This window comes from Aminipila terrae (genome assembly GCF_010120715.1).
Taxonomy (GTDB): Bacteria; Bacillota; Clostridia; order Peptostreptococcales; family Anaerovoracaceae; genus Aminipila; species Aminipila terrae.
Genome location: NZ_CP047591.1, coordinates 1,196,187 through 1,210,347, shown reverse-complemented (window position 1 = coordinate 1,210,347; position 14,161 = coordinate 1,196,187). Strand labels below are relative to the sequence as shown.

At 36.0% G+C, this 14,161-nt stretch carries 17 protein-coding genes; 16 read left to right on the top strand and 1 reads right to left on the bottom strand.

Going from position 1 to position 14,161, the window contains the following annotated elements:
- Window positions 1–23 precede the first annotated feature (23 nt).
- The 9 genes from fliP (at window position 24) to rfbG (ending at window position 7,176) form a co-directional block, all read left to right on the top strand.
- On the top strand, window positions 24–680 hold the full coding sequence (gene fliP / locus Ami3637_RS05785) for a flagellar type III secretion system pore protein FliP (RefSeq protein ID WP_162361734.1): 657 nt from the start codon (window positions 24–26) through the stop codon (window positions 678–680).
- Between the two features lie 26 nt (window positions 681–706).
- On the top strand, window positions 707–973 hold the full coding sequence (locus Ami3637_RS05780; protein WP_162361733.1) for a flagellar biosynthetic protein FliQ: 267 nt from the start codon (window positions 707–709) through the stop codon (window positions 971–973).
- Between the two features lies 1 nt (window position 974).
- A complete protein-coding gene (locus tag Ami3637_RS05775; RefSeq protein ID WP_162361732.1) occupies window positions 975–1,751 on the top strand; it encodes a flagellar biosynthetic protein FliR in 777 nt (258 codons plus the stop codon).
- Window positions 1,752–1,757: 6 nt separating this feature from the next.
- A complete protein-coding gene (flhB, locus tag Ami3637_RS05770; protein ID WP_162361731.1) occupies window positions 1,758–2,831 on the top strand; it encodes a flagellar biosynthesis protein FlhB in 1,074 nt (357 codons plus the stop codon).
- A 3-nt stretch (window positions 2,832–2,834) separates the two neighbouring features.
- Entirely contained in the window at window positions 2,835–4,247 is a 1,413-nt protein-coding gene (locus Ami3637_RS05765; protein ID WP_162361730.1) for a hypothetical protein, read from the top strand.
- Entirely contained in the window at window positions 4,234–4,503 is a 270-nt protein-coding gene (locus Ami3637_RS05760) for an EscU/YscU/HrcU family type III secretion system export apparatus switch protein (RefSeq protein WP_162361729.1), read from the top strand. Before Ami3637_RS05765 ends, Ami3637_RS05760 begins: the two co-directional genes overlap by 14 nt.
- A gap of 28 nt (window positions 4,504–4,531) precedes the next feature.
- Entirely contained in the window at window positions 4,532–5,107 is a 576-nt protein-coding gene (locus Ami3637_RS05755) for a hypothetical protein (protein WP_162361728.1), read from the top strand.
- A gap of 203 nt (window positions 5,108–5,310) precedes the next feature.
- On the top strand, window positions 5,311–6,090 hold the full coding sequence (gene rfbF, locus Ami3637_RS05750; RefSeq protein WP_162361727.1) for a glucose-1-phosphate cytidylyltransferase: 780 nt from the start codon (window positions 5,311–5,313) through the stop codon (window positions 6,088–6,090).
- A gap of 33 nt (window positions 6,091–6,123) precedes the next feature.
- Complete coding sequence (rfbG, locus tag Ami3637_RS05745) at window positions 6,124–7,176, top strand: CDP-glucose 4,6-dehydratase (RefSeq protein ID WP_162361726.1); 1,053 nt, start codon at window positions 6,124–6,126, stop codon at window positions 7,174–7,176.
- A 24-nt stretch (window positions 7,177–7,200) separates the two neighbouring features.
- Here rfbG and Ami3637_RS05740 read toward each other — a convergent pair whose 3' ends face one another.
- Entirely contained in the window at window positions 7,201–8,217 is a 1,017-nt protein-coding gene (locus tag Ami3637_RS05740; RefSeq protein ID WP_243158116.1) for a CatB-related O-acetyltransferase, read from the bottom strand.
- A gap of 161 nt (window positions 8,218–8,378) precedes the next feature.
- Between Ami3637_RS05740 and rfbC the strand changes: the two genes are divergently transcribed.
- From rfbC to Ami3637_RS05705, 7 genes are read left to right on the top strand one after another with little or no spacing between them, the layout of a single operon-like run.
- The gene (rfbC, locus tag Ami3637_RS05735; RefSeq protein ID WP_162361725.1) at window positions 8,379–8,909 is read left to right on the top strand and encodes a dTDP-4-dehydrorhamnose 3,5-epimerase; all 531 of its coding nucleotides are present in this window, start codon (window positions 8,379–8,381) and stop codon (window positions 8,907–8,909) included.
- The gene (locus tag Ami3637_RS17850) at window positions 8,910–9,287 is read left to right on the top strand and encodes an NAD-dependent epimerase/dehydratase family protein (protein WP_162361724.1); all 378 of its coding nucleotides are present in this window, start codon (window positions 8,910–8,912) and stop codon (window positions 9,285–9,287) included.
- Window positions 9,275–9,775: an NAD-dependent epimerase/dehydratase family protein gene (locus Ami3637_RS17845; protein ID WP_162361723.1), complete on the top strand. Its 501-nt coding sequence runs from the start codon at window positions 9,275–9,277 to the stop codon at window positions 9,773–9,775. Before Ami3637_RS17850 ends, Ami3637_RS17845 begins: the two co-directional genes overlap by 13 nt.
- Window positions 9,768–11,087: a glycosyltransferase gene (locus tag Ami3637_RS05720; RefSeq protein ID WP_162361722.1), complete on the top strand. Its 1,320-nt coding sequence runs from the start codon at window positions 9,768–9,770 to the stop codon at window positions 11,085–11,087. Before Ami3637_RS17845 ends, Ami3637_RS05720 begins: the two co-directional genes overlap by 8 nt.
- Before the next feature lie 15 nt (window positions 11,088–11,102).
- Window positions 11,103–12,134: a radical SAM protein gene (locus Ami3637_RS05715; RefSeq protein WP_162361721.1), complete on the top strand. Its 1,032-nt coding sequence runs from the start codon at window positions 11,103–11,105 to the stop codon at window positions 12,132–12,134.
- A gap of 3 nt (window positions 12,135–12,137) precedes the next feature.
- Window positions 12,138–13,136, top strand: a complete 999-nt coding sequence (locus tag Ami3637_RS05710; RefSeq protein WP_162361720.1) for a radical SAM/SPASM domain-containing protein — start codon at window positions 12,138–12,140, stop codon at window positions 13,134–13,136.
- A 2-nt stretch (window positions 13,137–13,138) separates the two neighbouring features.
- On the top strand, window positions 13,139–14,158 hold the full coding sequence (locus Ami3637_RS05705) for a radical SAM/SPASM domain-containing protein (RefSeq protein WP_162361719.1): 1,020 nt from the start codon (window positions 13,139–13,141) through the stop codon (window positions 14,156–14,158).
- Window positions 14,159–14,161 lie beyond the last annotated feature (3 nt).

Here is a 14,161-nt window from a genome sequence, read left to right as displayed (position 1 = left end):
ATGAAGGAATAAGGTATAGTTAAATGGCTGATTCAATAGTCTCAATAAATGGAACTGGCATGCAGACTTTGGAGATTCTAACGCTTCTGACACTGATTGCATTGCTGCCATCCATACTGATTATGATGACTTCTTTTACCAGAATTGTCATAGTCCTTTCGCTTTTGCGAAATGCTCTGGGTCTCCAGCAGACACCACCAAATACTGTTATTGTAGGGATTGCATTGTTTTTATCTTTATTTATCATGCAGCCGGTCATAACAGATATCAATCAGAATGCATATCAACCTTATAAATCTGATTTGATAACACAGGAGCAGGCCATAAATAATGCGTCTGTTCCTCTTAAGAAATTTATGTTGAAACAGACGAAAATAGAGTCGTTAAACGTATTTTTAAATTTTGCAGATTTGAAAAGACCTAAGAACTTAATGGATATTCCTATGCATGTTGTTGTTCCTGCCTTTATGACCAGTGAACTAAGCCGTGCATTTCTTATGGGATTTCTGCTATATATACCATTCCTGGTTATAGATATCATTGTTTCCAGCGTACTCATGTCAATGGGTATGGTTATGCTGCCACCTTCGATGATTTCTATGCCCTTTAAGCTACTGCTCTTTGTAGTTGTAAATGGATGGGAACTACTTTTCAGTACTTTGGTAAGCAGTTTTAACTGATTACTATTATTTAAATGGAGGCAGAAATGGATTATTATACACCGGTCTTTGATATGCTGCACACAGCTATTATGGTAGCAGCCAAGGTTTCCGCTCCAATACTTCTGATTAGTATGGCTGTCGGCCTTGTAATTGCTATATTCCAGGCCGCTACATCCATTCAGGAACAGACAATCACTTTTGTACCCAAACTCTTTATAATAGGTATCATTCTGGTGGTTTCGGGTTCCTGGATTATGGCAACTATGGTGGATTTTACAAAAGCTGTTTTTGCCACTATGCTGGAGCTATAACATGCAGCAGTTTTTACAAATTGACAATTTAACAGCCTTTGGACTGATTTTTATGAGAATGTTGGGTTGTATTGCATTTAATCCTATATTAGGAAGAAGAAGTGTTCCGGTAATTATGAAAGCTGGCATGTCTTTAATGCTTGCAATCCTTATTTATTCTTATTCCGATATATCAGCCATTGGCGTAATTAATTCCACTGTAGAATATATTACCCTTGCACTGAAAGAATTCTGCGTTGGCTTCGTGATAGGCTTCATTGTAAGCCTTTTTGCATATATCATCATACTGGGGGGCGAAGTAATAGATATGCAGATGGGACTATCCATGTCCAAGGTTTACGATCCGGGCAGCAATGTTTCCATGTCCCTGAATGCAACCTTTTATAACATTTTATTTATGCTTATGTTTTTTTCCATGAATGGACATCTGACTTTATTTAAATTGTTCTTAGAGTTAGAAAAGGCAATTCCCTATGGACATGTCTTACTGGGAAAAGACGTGGCAGCAAATGTGATATCTGTTTTCTGCCAGTGTACGGTACTTGGAATGAAGCTTGCTATGCCCATGGTGGCACTCCAGTTTTTACTGGAAATGGCTTTCGGGGTAATGATGAGAAATATTCCACAGATAAACGTAATCATGATAAACATCCAGGCAAAGATTTTTGTTGGGTTTATATTTCTGATTATCATTTTTACGCCGACAATGTCCTTTGTAGAGGGCATGATTGATCAATTATTCAGTGCTATTGTTCAGGTAGCCAAATTAATGGGGTGATGAGGCTTGTCACAATCTAAAACAGAAAAAGCCACACCGAAAAGGCGTAAAGACGAACGAAAAAAAGGTAATGTGCCTCAAAGTAGGGACATCACAAGTGTGGTATCTTTACTGGTGATTTTTTCAGTACTAAAACTAGTTTTTCCCTATATGTATGAAGTTATGAAACGTTTCATTGCCTTTATAATGGGGAAAATGGCAACAATGGATGTCTTTAGCGGAAATACAATCAATGATTTAACCGGGGAGACTATAAAAGTCCTGGCAATCTCCATTGTGCCACTATTGGTTATCAGTGCAGGAATATCCATTATTTCTACTGGCGCACAGACCCGATTTATGTTTTCCTCAGAATCTCTTAAGCCCACATTAAACAAATTTAATCCTTTAAACGGGATTAAAAGGATGTTTTCTGTACGCAGCGGTGTGGAACTAATAAAAAACTTGATAAAAATAGCTATTATTACAGTTATTTTATATAAATTTATCTATGCCAGGTTTACTGAGCTTGCTAAAATGCTGTTTATTGAACCATTACAGTCTTCTGTGTTTTTACTGGATGCTGTAGTTAAAATGGTATATATGGTCTGTATGATTTTTGTCTTTGTGGCAGGTTTGGACTATTTATACCAAAGATGGGAATATGAACGCAAAATCAAGATGAGTAAACAGGAAATCAAAGAAGAATTTAAGCAGATGGAAGGAGACCCTCAGATAAAGGGTAAAATCAAACAGAAACAGCGTGAGATGGCCACTTCCAGAATGATGCAGGCTGTACCCACTGCGGATGTTGTTATCAGGAACCCGACCCATTTTGCCGTTGCCCTTAAATATGATGCTGAATCGGATAAGGCACCTATTGTTGTAGCAAAAGGACAGGACGAACTGGCTTTAAGAATTGTAGCTGTAGCTGAAGGAGCGGGAGTTTATATCATAGAAGACAGACCGCTGGCACGAGCTATTTATGCCACAGCAGAACTTAAAATGGAGATTCCTTATGCTTATTATACAGCTATTGCAGAAATCTTTGCGTTAGTTTACAGCATAAGAAATAATGATAAGGATAAAAAGAGGAATTAGTTTATGGCAGAAATACTTAGAGTAACTACCCCGCTTACTGGGCAGGAAGCAGCCAACAGAGTACGATCAAACAGCCAGGAGCCAACCAATATTAATAATGTTGTAAATCCCAGCAGGGTGCCGAGAAGCGATGCCAAAGGGTTATATGATGATCATGAGACCAATAAGTTCTCTCCAAATTTAAAGTCTAATTTTGACTCTTTCCTGCAGAAGCTGGCCAGCACTCCAGGCATGTCAGCAGAAACAGCAAAACTGTTTTTTACCAGATATGGCAGTATTATTAATTCTGGTATGGGAGAGGGTATCGCTGCTGAAATGGCAAAATACCTGAGTCTGATGAAGGTGGGAGACGCTGAACTTTTAAATTTGCTTAAAGGAATGCAGAATTCATCTGTTAAATTTACAGGAGGTTTCTTTGATGTTCTTCGGGACTTAATGAGCAGTAAGAACATTTCTATGGATGCCAAATCTATGATTCTGGAATTCTTAAGAAGATATGATGCCATTACGGCAAACAGCCACACCTTGGAAAACATCATGTCCAACTTAAACAATATAGCTGACAGAATGATGCGGTCTTCAGCGGAGCAACTACGGGAGCTTGTATCGACGCTGGATACCACTGCCGGAAAGGGCAACGTAACAGAGAACCTTTCCTATATGAGAGAAAATATTATTCCTTTTTTATCGGCATATATCTCACAGACTAAAGATTTCGGCAGTGTACGGGATAATATAAACTTATTTATACTGAATTTCACCAGATATGAAATGGGGAGCAAAGAAGGCTTTTCTGATGCACTGAACTCTATGCTGGGAATACCAGAAGTTTCTTCAAAGATTACCAACAACATGGTAGCAGACCTGGTAGATGGCATATTTGCAAATATCCATGGAGATCAATCCAAAATGCTCCAGGACCAGTTAGTGAGCATATTAACAAAAGGTCTGGATGGCCAGGCAGGACACCAGAATACACAGGTATTTCACAATATCCTTCATTCAGCGTTGCTCAATGAAAGTGTGTACATGCCTTTATTACATATGATGCTGCCGGCAGACTATAATGGAAGGCAGATGTTTTCTGAAATATGGGTGGATCCGGATAGCGACGAACGAAATGAAAAAGAAACGGGAAACGCTATTAAGCTTTTAGTGAAGTTTGATATAAAGGACCTGGGTTTCTTTGAAATGGTCATGTTAGTTCAAAATGGTAAAGTGGATATGCAGTTATTTTATCCAGAGCATCTGGAACCCATGAAAAATCAGATTAAAGAGGGAATCTTTACGATTGTGGAAAGAAATGATCTGAAATTCAGATCCTATATGGCAGAAAAGTGTGTAAAACCTAAACCTATTTCTGATGTATTCCATAAACTCTTTGAAGGGAGGAACATGGTCAATGTCACAGTATAATGGGACGAAAAGAGCGGTGGCTTTGAAATATGACGAAAGTCAGGGAGCTGCACCTGTGATTGTAGCATCCGGACTGGGGCATATGGCTGAAAAAATTGTTGAAGTTGCCAACCAGGTAGATGTACCAGTTTATGAAGATACTTCCTTAGCAACCGTTTTGTCACAGCTGGAATTAGGGGCGCAGATTCCTGAAGAAGTATATCGGGCTGTTGTAGAGATTTATATATATTTCCTGAATTTTGATTCTAAGAAATAAGGAAATGGTATAAGAAAAGGAGGTCGTCATGAGTATCGGTTCCATTGGATTAAACAATGATCCAGCAAGTTATGGGTATAAAAACTTTAATTATGGACGAGGGTATGGAAACTATCAGAATCAGTACCATGGAGAAGAAAAAACAACCCAGAACAATGGGCAGTTCAGCATGGCTCATTCTGCAAACTCTTCTATAGATGGGGATTTGGATATGACAAACCCTACAGAGCAAACCGCCCAAAGTAAAAAGGTTACCAGTGGAGAGTGCCAGACTTGTAAAAACAGAAAATATCAGGATGTTTCAGATGACCCCGGTGTTTCGTATCAGACACCCACCAAAATTGATGCCGGTGATGCAGCATCAGCTGTTATGAGTCACGAGCAGGAACACGTAGTCCGAAATCAGGCCAAAGCAGAAAGAGAAGGCAGAAAAGTAGTTTCCCAGTCGGTGACCATTCATACGGCTATCTGCCCCGAGTGCGGAAAGGCTTACGTTTCAGGAGGGACCACAAGAACCGTAACAAAATCCGATAACAGTAATATGGAACAAAACCTTTCTGCAGATAACAATGGACTGGGCGGAAGTATAGATACCAAAGCATAGAACGCTTAGATTATAATTTCTAGGAAGAATAAATGAAGGCCTGGACAAGTGCATAAAGTGCATTTGTCCAGGCTTTCCTTATTATGTAAACGGCATATTTATGCGCTCTCTGCACATAATATGTTAAGTTTTGTGATAAAATGTCGATATATAAAATATTAAATTAAGTCAAAGTTGTCACTAAAAGGAGTTGGAGCGTACAGATGAAAGTAGTAATTTTAGCAGGCGGACTGGGCACACGTATATCAGAAGAAAGCCATTTAAAGCCCAAACCAATGATTGAGATAGGTGACAGACCCATTCTCTGGCACATCATGAAACACTATTCTTATTATGGTTTTAACGAATTTATTATTTGTTTGGGATATAAAGGACATATGATTAAAGAATTCTTCGCAGACTATTATCTTCATATGTCTGATGTTACCTTTGACTTTACTGCTGAAAATAAAATGGAAATACATCAGAATGTAGCAGAGCCCTGGAGAGTAACCCTGGTTGATACAGGCTTGAATACCCAAACAGGAGGCAGGCTTGCCAGAGTGAAAAAGTATATAGGCGATGAACGATTTATGTTGACTTATGGGGATGGTGTAAGCGATGTTAACTTACAGAAGCTTTTGTCCTTCCACGAAAAGAATAAAAAAACAATAACAATAACAGCAGTTCAGCCTGGAGGGCGTTTTGGGGTTATTGACATTGATGAAGAATCACCTAAGATTAATGGATTTGTGGAAAAGGCAAAGGAAGACGGTGGTTGGATTAATGGTGGATTTATGGTTTTGGAGCCAGAGATGTTTGAATATCTTGATGGAGACATGTGCGTTCTTGAGCAAAACCCTATGGGACAGATTGCAGCAGAAGGAAAAGGTTGTGCATTTAAGCATACAGGATTCTGGCAGTGCATGGATACACAGAGGGATAAATATACATTAACAAGTTTATGGGAGCAAGGTAATGCACCTTGGAAGGTATGGAAATGATAGTAGTTAGGTTTTATAAGAAAGTTAGGATTTATGAAAAATTTTTATAATAATAAGAAAATATTTATTACAGGAAATACAGGCTTTAAAGGGACCTGGTTAAGTCATATCTTGATGTTGTATGGTGCTCAACTATGTGGTTACTCTGATAAAAAAGGAACATTATTTGAAATGTGTGGTGCAGATATACAATATGAAACTATTTATGGCGATATACGAAATTATGAATTGTTAAATCAATCAATTAATAGGTTTAAACCAGATATTGTAATTCATATGGCAGCACAACCTTTAGTAATAGAGGGATACAATAAGCCGAGAGAAACCTATGAAGTTAATGTTATGGGTACTGTAAATTTAATGACCTCAATACAGAGAAGTGTTAATCTTGGAAGCGTAGTAAATGTAACAACAGATAAAGTTTACAAAAATCTCGATAAGGATAGACCATATAGTGAGGAAGATCAGCTAGGCGGCGCAGATCCATATTCATGCTCAAAGACGTGCTCTGAATTAGTAACAGAGTCTCTTAGGAAAAGCTTTAAATATGATTGTAATATAGCAACGGCCAGAGCAGGCAATGTTATTGCTGGAGGGGATTTTGCAAAAAATAGGATTATACCAGATTGTATCAATGCCGCTGAAGCAGGAGAAAAAATTTTTATTAGAAATCCTAAATCTATTAGACCTTGGCAGCATGTTCTAGATCCGTTAAATGGATATATCACTTTAGCAAAAGCGCTATATGAAAATAAAACAACAGAGTCAGCATTTAATTTTGGACCTGAATTGGAAGATTGTATATCAGTTGCACAGTTAGCTGATTTATTCTGCACTGCGTGGGGGCACAGTATTAAATGGGAACATATAGGTGATGGGAGTGACACAAAGTCTTTTGCCACATTTGCAGAATCTAAAATGTTAACTTTAGATTCTACAAAATCAAAAAAAGTTTTAAACTGGAATCATAAATGGAATGTGTGGCAGGCCGTAGAAAAAACAGTAGAATGGCACCAAGATTATAATTCAAAAAAGAGCAGTACACACGATATTTGTATAAAACAAATAATACAATATAATCAATAGAAAGGCTCATGTTTAATGAGCCTTTTAGAATATTGGAATATCAACACCAGATATAATAGGAATATTGTTTAAATCTGCCAGGCAAGTTCTGTATATAGTTTTGTGACCACGACTTGTTATGTAATAATTTACATGACGGAAGATAGCTTGCTCATCTTGAATGCTACCACAGTGTACATATATACCACAATTTGAATCAATATGTTTTACTAATTTTTCAACCTTGCATAGCTTTTCACTAGAATCTTCATTTTGGTCAATAAATAATATTAAACATGTATCAGACATTTCTTTAAAAGTATTACAGAATTCTAAAATTACATGTTCCCAAATAGGAAAAGGCTCGCTAAAGTCTGGAAAAAATAAATACTTTAATTTATATTCTGGTAGGTCTATATTATATTTTGGAAAGTTAGTTAAAGCCTCTGGATAAAATTTATCTATAAAATCAGATACATTAGCGGAGAACCATTTCTTCCTTAGCGAAAGCTGCTCATTATCCCAATTCCACCATTGGATAGCCAACAGTTTTTTTATAGTTTCCTCATCAAAGCGATATTTAATAATACGAGCTGGGTTACCTCCAACGATGCTATATGGTGGCACGTCTTTCGTAACTACAGAATTGCTGCCAATAACGGCACCATTATGAATAGTAACTCCTCCTAATATAGTACAACTTTGGCCTATCCAAACATCGTTCTGGATTAAAACTGACCCTTTTGTTTTAACTCGCATTTGGGGACTTTTTATTAAATCACAAACGCCTGTTGTAACACTTAAATAATCATGGTTTTCATTTATTTCAAAAGTCAGAAAACGAGCAATAGAACAAAATGCTCCAACATGAATTGCGTATGATTGATTTGGAAAGTCAGGTTCACCTACTCCAGTCCTAATGGAAGAATTTGACACATATGAAAATTTATCAATGTACATTATTGGGAATCCTTTTAAATGCTTATAATTATTCTCGTCATTCCACTGATATAGTACAGAATTACGTAATTGGTTTGGCATTGCTAAAACGTTTGCAATCAATTTAATACCTCCCTTGTTACAATTGTAATAAAAATAATAATTATAGTTTATATTTATCATAACTATTTGTCAAATAATAAAGCTTTATTTAGATATTAGGTGGGAGGCTTAATAATTACAGTAAAATGTCGATATATAAAAATATAAGTGGAGGCGTAAATATGAAAATTTTAGATACTTTATTTCAAGGATTAAAAGTGATAGAAATGGAACCACACATGGATAACAGAGGATCCTTTGCGAGGGCATACTGCGAAGAAGAATTTAAAGAAGCTGGAATTGATTGCCACTTTGTGCAGGATAATATATCATATAATTATAAGAAGAATACGATTAGAGGTATGCATTGGCAGCAAGAGCCCTATGGTGAAGATAAACTAATACGATGTATTTCTGGTGCAGTTTATGATGTTGTTGTTGATATGCGCTCGGGATCTAAAACATATTTAAAATGGTATGGGCTCGAATTGACAGAAGAAAACCAGAAGGCACTTTTTATCCCTAAAGGCTTCGCCCATGGATACCAAGCTCTAGAGGAAAACTCCACTGTTTATTACAAGGTATCACAAAATTACCATCCAGAAAGTGCAGTTGGGATTAGACATGATGATCGAAAGATAAACATAAACTGGAGAGACTTAGGGTGCGAAAAAATCATGAGTGAGCAGGACAAAAAGTGGGAGTTACTCTAAATGAAAAAAGTTTTAATTACTGGTGCTAACGGATTTGTTGGAGAGGCTGTTTTAAAAGCTCTTATAAAAGAAAATCATGTTGAAATACATGCTTTATCCAGAAAAGTTGGAGAAGGCAAAACAAAAGTATTTTTTCACGAATGTGACTTAATGGATTATAGCCATATAAATAACTTAATTGATAATATAAAGCCTGATTATCTGATCCATCTGGCCTGGAATGTAGAACATTCTACTTATTTAGATTCAAGTGAAAATCTGTCATGGGTAGGGGCAAGCTTAAATTTACTTAAATGTTTTGCTGAGAACGGGGGCAAGCGTGTCTTTATGTGTGGGACATGTTTTGAGCAGATAGACCCCTTTCTTTGTATGCGGTAAGCAAACAAAGCCTATGCCAGATTGCACAAAAATATTGTGAAATCAGAAATCTTTCTTTTGCATGGGGTAGATTATTTTATCTGTTCGGTGAGGGTGAAAAAATAAGCAGAGTTGTCCCCTATGCTGTAACAGGATTATTAGAAGGACGGAAAGTGATTTGTAAAAATGCTTCTGCGGTTAGAGATTATATGTATGTAAAAGATGCAGGAGAGGCTATAGTGAAGACCCTTTTGTCAAATGCAGAAGGAATTATTAATATAGCATCTGGAAAACCAATAACCATGGGAGAACTCTTTTGGCAAATTGGAGAAATCTGTGAGAGACAACAAGATATTATCTTACAGGATAATCCAACACAGCCTCAAAAAGTTGTTGCTAATGTGGAGCAGCTAAAAAATAAAGTAAGGTTTAATGAGTATACAGATTTAAAAAAGGCGTTAGATGCCACAATCCAGTGGTGGAGGGAGAACAAATTAAATAATGGTTAATATATTGCATATCTCAGCTCACATGGGAGGTGGAGTAGGAAAATTCTTATCACAGACTACAAGCTATGAAAAAAGAAATAATTCAATATACACTCACAAAATATTGTTACTTGAACAACCACAAAAATTACAGTTTATAGATGTTTGTAATGAAAGCGGAGTAATAGTAGAGGTAGTTGAGAGTTATACCCAGATAGAAAAAGAGATGCTTGAGGCAGATATTGTTATTTTGCATTGGTGGCATAATCCTACTATGTGCAGACTGCTTGCAAATTTCCCTGCCCTAAAGATTCGATTGATAATTTGGGTTCATATTTCAGGTTGTAACTATCCGGCGCTTACAGAAGAATTTGCAATGATTCCCAATAGGTTATTTTTTACGAGTCCCTATTCCTACGAAAATCCTCTATGGACAAAAAAAGCATATGAGAAGATACTTGGCAAATCTAAAGTGATTTATGGTTTGGGTGTTGAAAATTTAGCAATAAAGGCGGTTAATGAAAATATAAATTCGGACAAATTTACTATAACTTATATAGGTACCTTAGATGAAAGTAAGATACATCCCAATTTTATTAAATTTTGTAAAGAGGTAATAAAACGAGTACCGTGTGCAAGATTTGTCATGTTGGGTGATTTAAGTGAAAACAATAATTTATTTGAACAGGCAAAAATAGAAGGGATAGAGAGTTGTTTTGATTTTATTGGATATACGAGAGATGTGGATAAATACTTACAAGAAAGCGATGCCTTTGGGTATCCTTTAAATCCTTATCATTTCGGTACTACGGAAAATTCAATTATGGAAGCAATGGCGTTTGGAATTCCCGTGGTAATGTTAGACCAGTGTACAGAAAAATATATTGTTCAAAATGGGTATGATGGATTATTGGCTCAAAATGAAGAAGACTATGCAAAGTGCATTCAGCTTCTATATGAAAATCCAAAAGAGAGAAGTCGTTTAGGAAAAAATGCACAGAATACTATTTTGGAAAAATTCAGCATGAAAAGTAATGTTTCCAGGATGCATAACCAGTTCGAGCTGATACTTAAAGAAAATCCAAAAATATTTCAGTTTGCCAGTACTATTGGTGAAGTACCAATTCAATGGTTTTTAGAAGGATTAGGTAAAGATAGAGTATTGTTTGAAAATGTATTAGCAGATAAAGAAAATAAAAAGCTTTTAGATAAAGTAAAAGAATGTGAGCCTATATTACGGGGCAAAAGTAAAAGCTCTGCAATCCATTTTGCGGAAGTATACCCTGAAGAGAAGGAATTACAATTTCTTAAGAATATTTTAGCAAACGGTTAGAAGGAGAAAAATGTTATGGCAGAAGTAAAACCAAGTTACGATTCAAACAGAAAAAAATTGTCTGAAATCATCCCTTTGGACAGTCCTTTAAGTATGTATATAGAGCCTACCAGAAAATGCAATTTTAAATGCTTTTATTGCATGCATGGAACCAGAGGGGTGGAAGGTGGTCAGCTTGAAAAGGCCGGATTTAAAATAGATCACATGGAACAAAGTCTCTTTGATAAAATTGTGAAAGATGTGATGGAATTTCCAACACCGCTTAAGAGGATATGTTTTTCTGGATTAGGGGATCCACTTATGAATAGAAATTTGCCGAAAATGGTAAAAAAGCTAAGAGAAAAAGGGTTTAAGGAAAGAATAGATGTTATTACAAATGGTGTACTTTTAACACCAGAAATGAGTAACCAACTTATTGAAGCAGGAATATCCAGAGTACAGGTTTCAATTCAAGGGCTTAACTCTCAGGAATATGAAAAGGTTTCAGGTGTAAAGGTTGATTTTGAACAACTTGTTAATAATGTGAAGTATTTTCATGAGAAAAGGAAAAACGCTACCATATTTGTTAAAATCATTGATTCACTGCTAAAGGACAAAATAGAAGAAGAAAAGTTCTTTAGAACTTTTGATGGAATTTGTGATACTATTTTTGTAGAACATTTAGTCATCATGCAGCAGCAAATGGGAGACCACGGTGGAATTGTAGATTCTACAAGAAATTTAAACGGCGAGTACGTAGAGCCAAGGCAGGTATGTGGCGTGATGTTCTATTTCCTTCAGGTAAATATTGATGGAGAAACTTTTCCGTGTTCTACTCCGGGCCTTTCCAATGGATTTACCATGGGGAATGTTAAAGACAAAACATTAGTTGAAATTTGGAACGATAAAAAGAGAAACGCCCTTATGTGTGCCAATTTATCGAAAGGATATAAGTCCATTCCTGCATGTTCAGAGTGTTCTTCTTGTATAGCTATAGCAGATGATTCTGAATATTTGGATGACTGCAGAGAAGAAATGTTGGCAAAATTACCTGAATGTGAGGGTTGAAGAATGGCTGAGATTAAGACTAGCGCAGGGCAGGAAAGAAAAATATTATCAGATTTGGTGCCCCTGGCTGTACCATTTTCAGTGTACGCGTTTGTGACAAACTTTTGTAATTTTAAATGTATTTATTGTGGACATTCCCTTGGAACAGAAAAAATGAAAGAAGAATACAATTTTATTCATGAACAGATGACTTTAGAGACATTTAAAGAAATTGTGGATCAACTGTGTCACTTTGGACAAAAAATAAAATTATTTTCACTTACAGGTCACGGGGAACCTCTTTTAAATCAGCAACTCCCCCAAATGATTGCATATGCAAAAAAAAAGCAGGTTGCAGAGCGAATTGAGATTATTTCTAATGGTTCATTACTGACAAATCAGTTGTCCGACAAGCTTATAGAAGCAGGTTTGGACTGTATAAGGATTTCGCTTCAGGGATTGAACAGTAAGAAGTATAAAGAAATCTGCGGCTATAATCTGGATTTTCAGCAATATTTAAATCAGTTATCTTATTTTTATAAGCGAAAAGGGAATTGTCAATTATTTGTTAAAATAATGGATGTGGCTTTGGAAGAAAACGAAGAGAATGTTTTTTATGAAATGTTTGATAACATTTGTGACCGTATGTTTATAGAGCAGTGCAGGCCGGTTTATTCAGGAGTTCAGTTAACGGAGCATATGGAGGTTACTGCTGACAGGTATGGCCAAATTCATTTACCAAGGGAGGTTTGTCCATTGTGCTTTTTTATGTTGGGGATTTTGCCGAATGGAGACGTGAAGCCATGTGATTCTGTATATACGCCAGTTCTATTAGGAAATATTTTCAAAAACAACTTACAAGAAATGTGGAATGGGGGAAAACTAAAAGATTTCCAAATTATGCAGCTTCAAAAAAAGCGTTGTGATATAAAATATTGCAATGTATGCTGTGCCCCTGATGATGTTTCTCAACCAGAGGATGCGTTAGATGAAAAGGCAGAGAATATACTAGGGAGGCTTTAAGTATGCAGGACAAAACATTAAAGGATCCTACCCCGGGAGGACAGAGAATAGAACTTGGTGCTGTGCTTCCTCTTGACACTCCATTTATCGTACAGATATTTCCAGCTTATGCGTGTAATTTGAAATGTGGTTATTGCATTCATGCTTTAGATAAAAAAGAAAGAGGCAATATTTCGGATGTAGTATATATGGACTTTGAATTATATAAAAAATGTATAGATCAGATGAAGTCTTTTAAAAATAAGTTAAAAATGCTGAGATTTGCAGCTATAGGAGAACCTCTTATACATAAAGACATTGCCAGAATGGTTGAATACGCAAAACAAGCTGAAATCGCACAGAGTATAGATATTGTCTCAAATGGTACACTTCTTACTAGGCAGCTATCAGATGCGCTTATAGAAGCAGGGTTATCAAAGCTAAGACTTTCCATAAATGGTTTGTCTAAAGAACAATATCTAAAAAATACAGGGCAACCTATTGACTTTGAAAAGATGGTAGAAAATATTAGTTATTTTTACGAGAACAGAGGGAATACCAAGCTTTATATAAAAATTATCGATTATATGGTTGATACAAAAGATGAAAAAGAAAAATTTTATAATTATTTTTTAGATATTTGCGATGAAATAGCAATAGAACATCTGACTCCTACAATCGAAGAAATTAACTATAAAAAGTTATCTGGCAAAGAGAAGCTTGATAAACCGCATAATGAGGCAGAAATGATTTATACTGAAATATGTCCTCAACCATTTTATCTGATGCAGGTAAATCCAGATGGAAATGTAGTACCGTGCTGTTCGATGAAATACCCAGCAGTCCTTGGAAATATTAAAGAAAAAAATATAGAAAGAATCTGGAATGGAGAAAAGTTTAATGAATTCAGAAGAAATCTTTTACATGGTGTTAAAAATGCAACAGATGTATGCCAGAAATGTAATTTATATTTGTATGATATGCACAAAGAAGATGTACTAGATAGATATGTAAATAATCTCCTTAAAGGGAAACTTTTTTAAGAA

What these genes read in the sequence shown, in the direction of transcription:
- fliP (WP_162361734.1), top strand. Translation starts at nt 24, where the DNA reads ATGGCTGATTCAATAGTCTCAATAAATGGAACTGGCATGCAGACTTTG.
- Ami3637_RS05780 (WP_162361733.1), top strand. Translation starts at nt 707, where the DNA reads ATGGATTATTATACACCGGTCTTTGATATGCTGCACACAGCTATTATG.
- Ami3637_RS05775 (WP_162361732.1), top strand. Translation starts at nt 975, where the DNA reads ATGCAGCAGTTTTTACAAATTGACAATTTAACAGCCTTTGGACTGATT.
- Ami3637_RS05765 (WP_162361730.1), top strand. Translation starts at nt 2,835, where the DNA reads ATGGCAGAAATACTTAGAGTAACTACCCCGCTTACTGGGCAGGAAGCA.
- Ami3637_RS05760 (WP_162361729.1), top strand. Translation starts at nt 4,234, where the DNA reads ATGTCACAGTATAATGGGACGAAAAGAGCGGTGGCTTTGAAATATGAC.
- Ami3637_RS05755 (WP_162361728.1), top strand. Translation starts at nt 4,532, where the DNA reads ATGAGTATCGGTTCCATTGGATTAAACAATGATCCAGCAAGTTATGGG.
- rfbF (WP_162361727.1), top strand. Translation starts at nt 5,311, where the DNA reads ATGAAAGTAGTAATTTTAGCAGGCGGACTGGGCACACGTATATCAGAA.
- rfbG (WP_162361726.1), top strand. Translation starts at nt 6,124, where the DNA reads ATGAAAAATTTTTATAATAATAAGAAAATATTTATTACAGGAAATACA.
- rfbC (WP_162361725.1), top strand. Translation starts at nt 8,379, where the DNA reads ATGAAAATTTTAGATACTTTATTTCAAGGATTAAAAGTGATAGAAATG.
- Ami3637_RS17850 (WP_162361724.1), top strand. Translation starts at nt 8,910, where the DNA reads ATGAAAAAAGTTTTAATTACTGGTGCTAACGGATTTGTTGGAGAGGCT.
- Ami3637_RS05720 (WP_162361722.1), top strand. Translation starts at nt 9,768, where the DNA reads ATGGTTAATATATTGCATATCTCAGCTCACATGGGAGGTGGAGTAGGA.
- Ami3637_RS05715 (WP_162361721.1), top strand. Translation starts at nt 11,103, where the DNA reads ATGGCAGAAGTAAAACCAAGTTACGATTCAAACAGAAAAAAATTGTCT.
- Ami3637_RS05710 (WP_162361720.1), top strand. Translation starts at nt 12,138, where the DNA reads ATGGCTGAGATTAAGACTAGCGCAGGGCAGGAAAGAAAAATATTATCA.
- Ami3637_RS05705 (WP_162361719.1), top strand. Translation starts at nt 13,139, where the DNA reads ATGCAGGACAAAACATTAAAGGATCCTACCCCGGGAGGACAGAGAATA.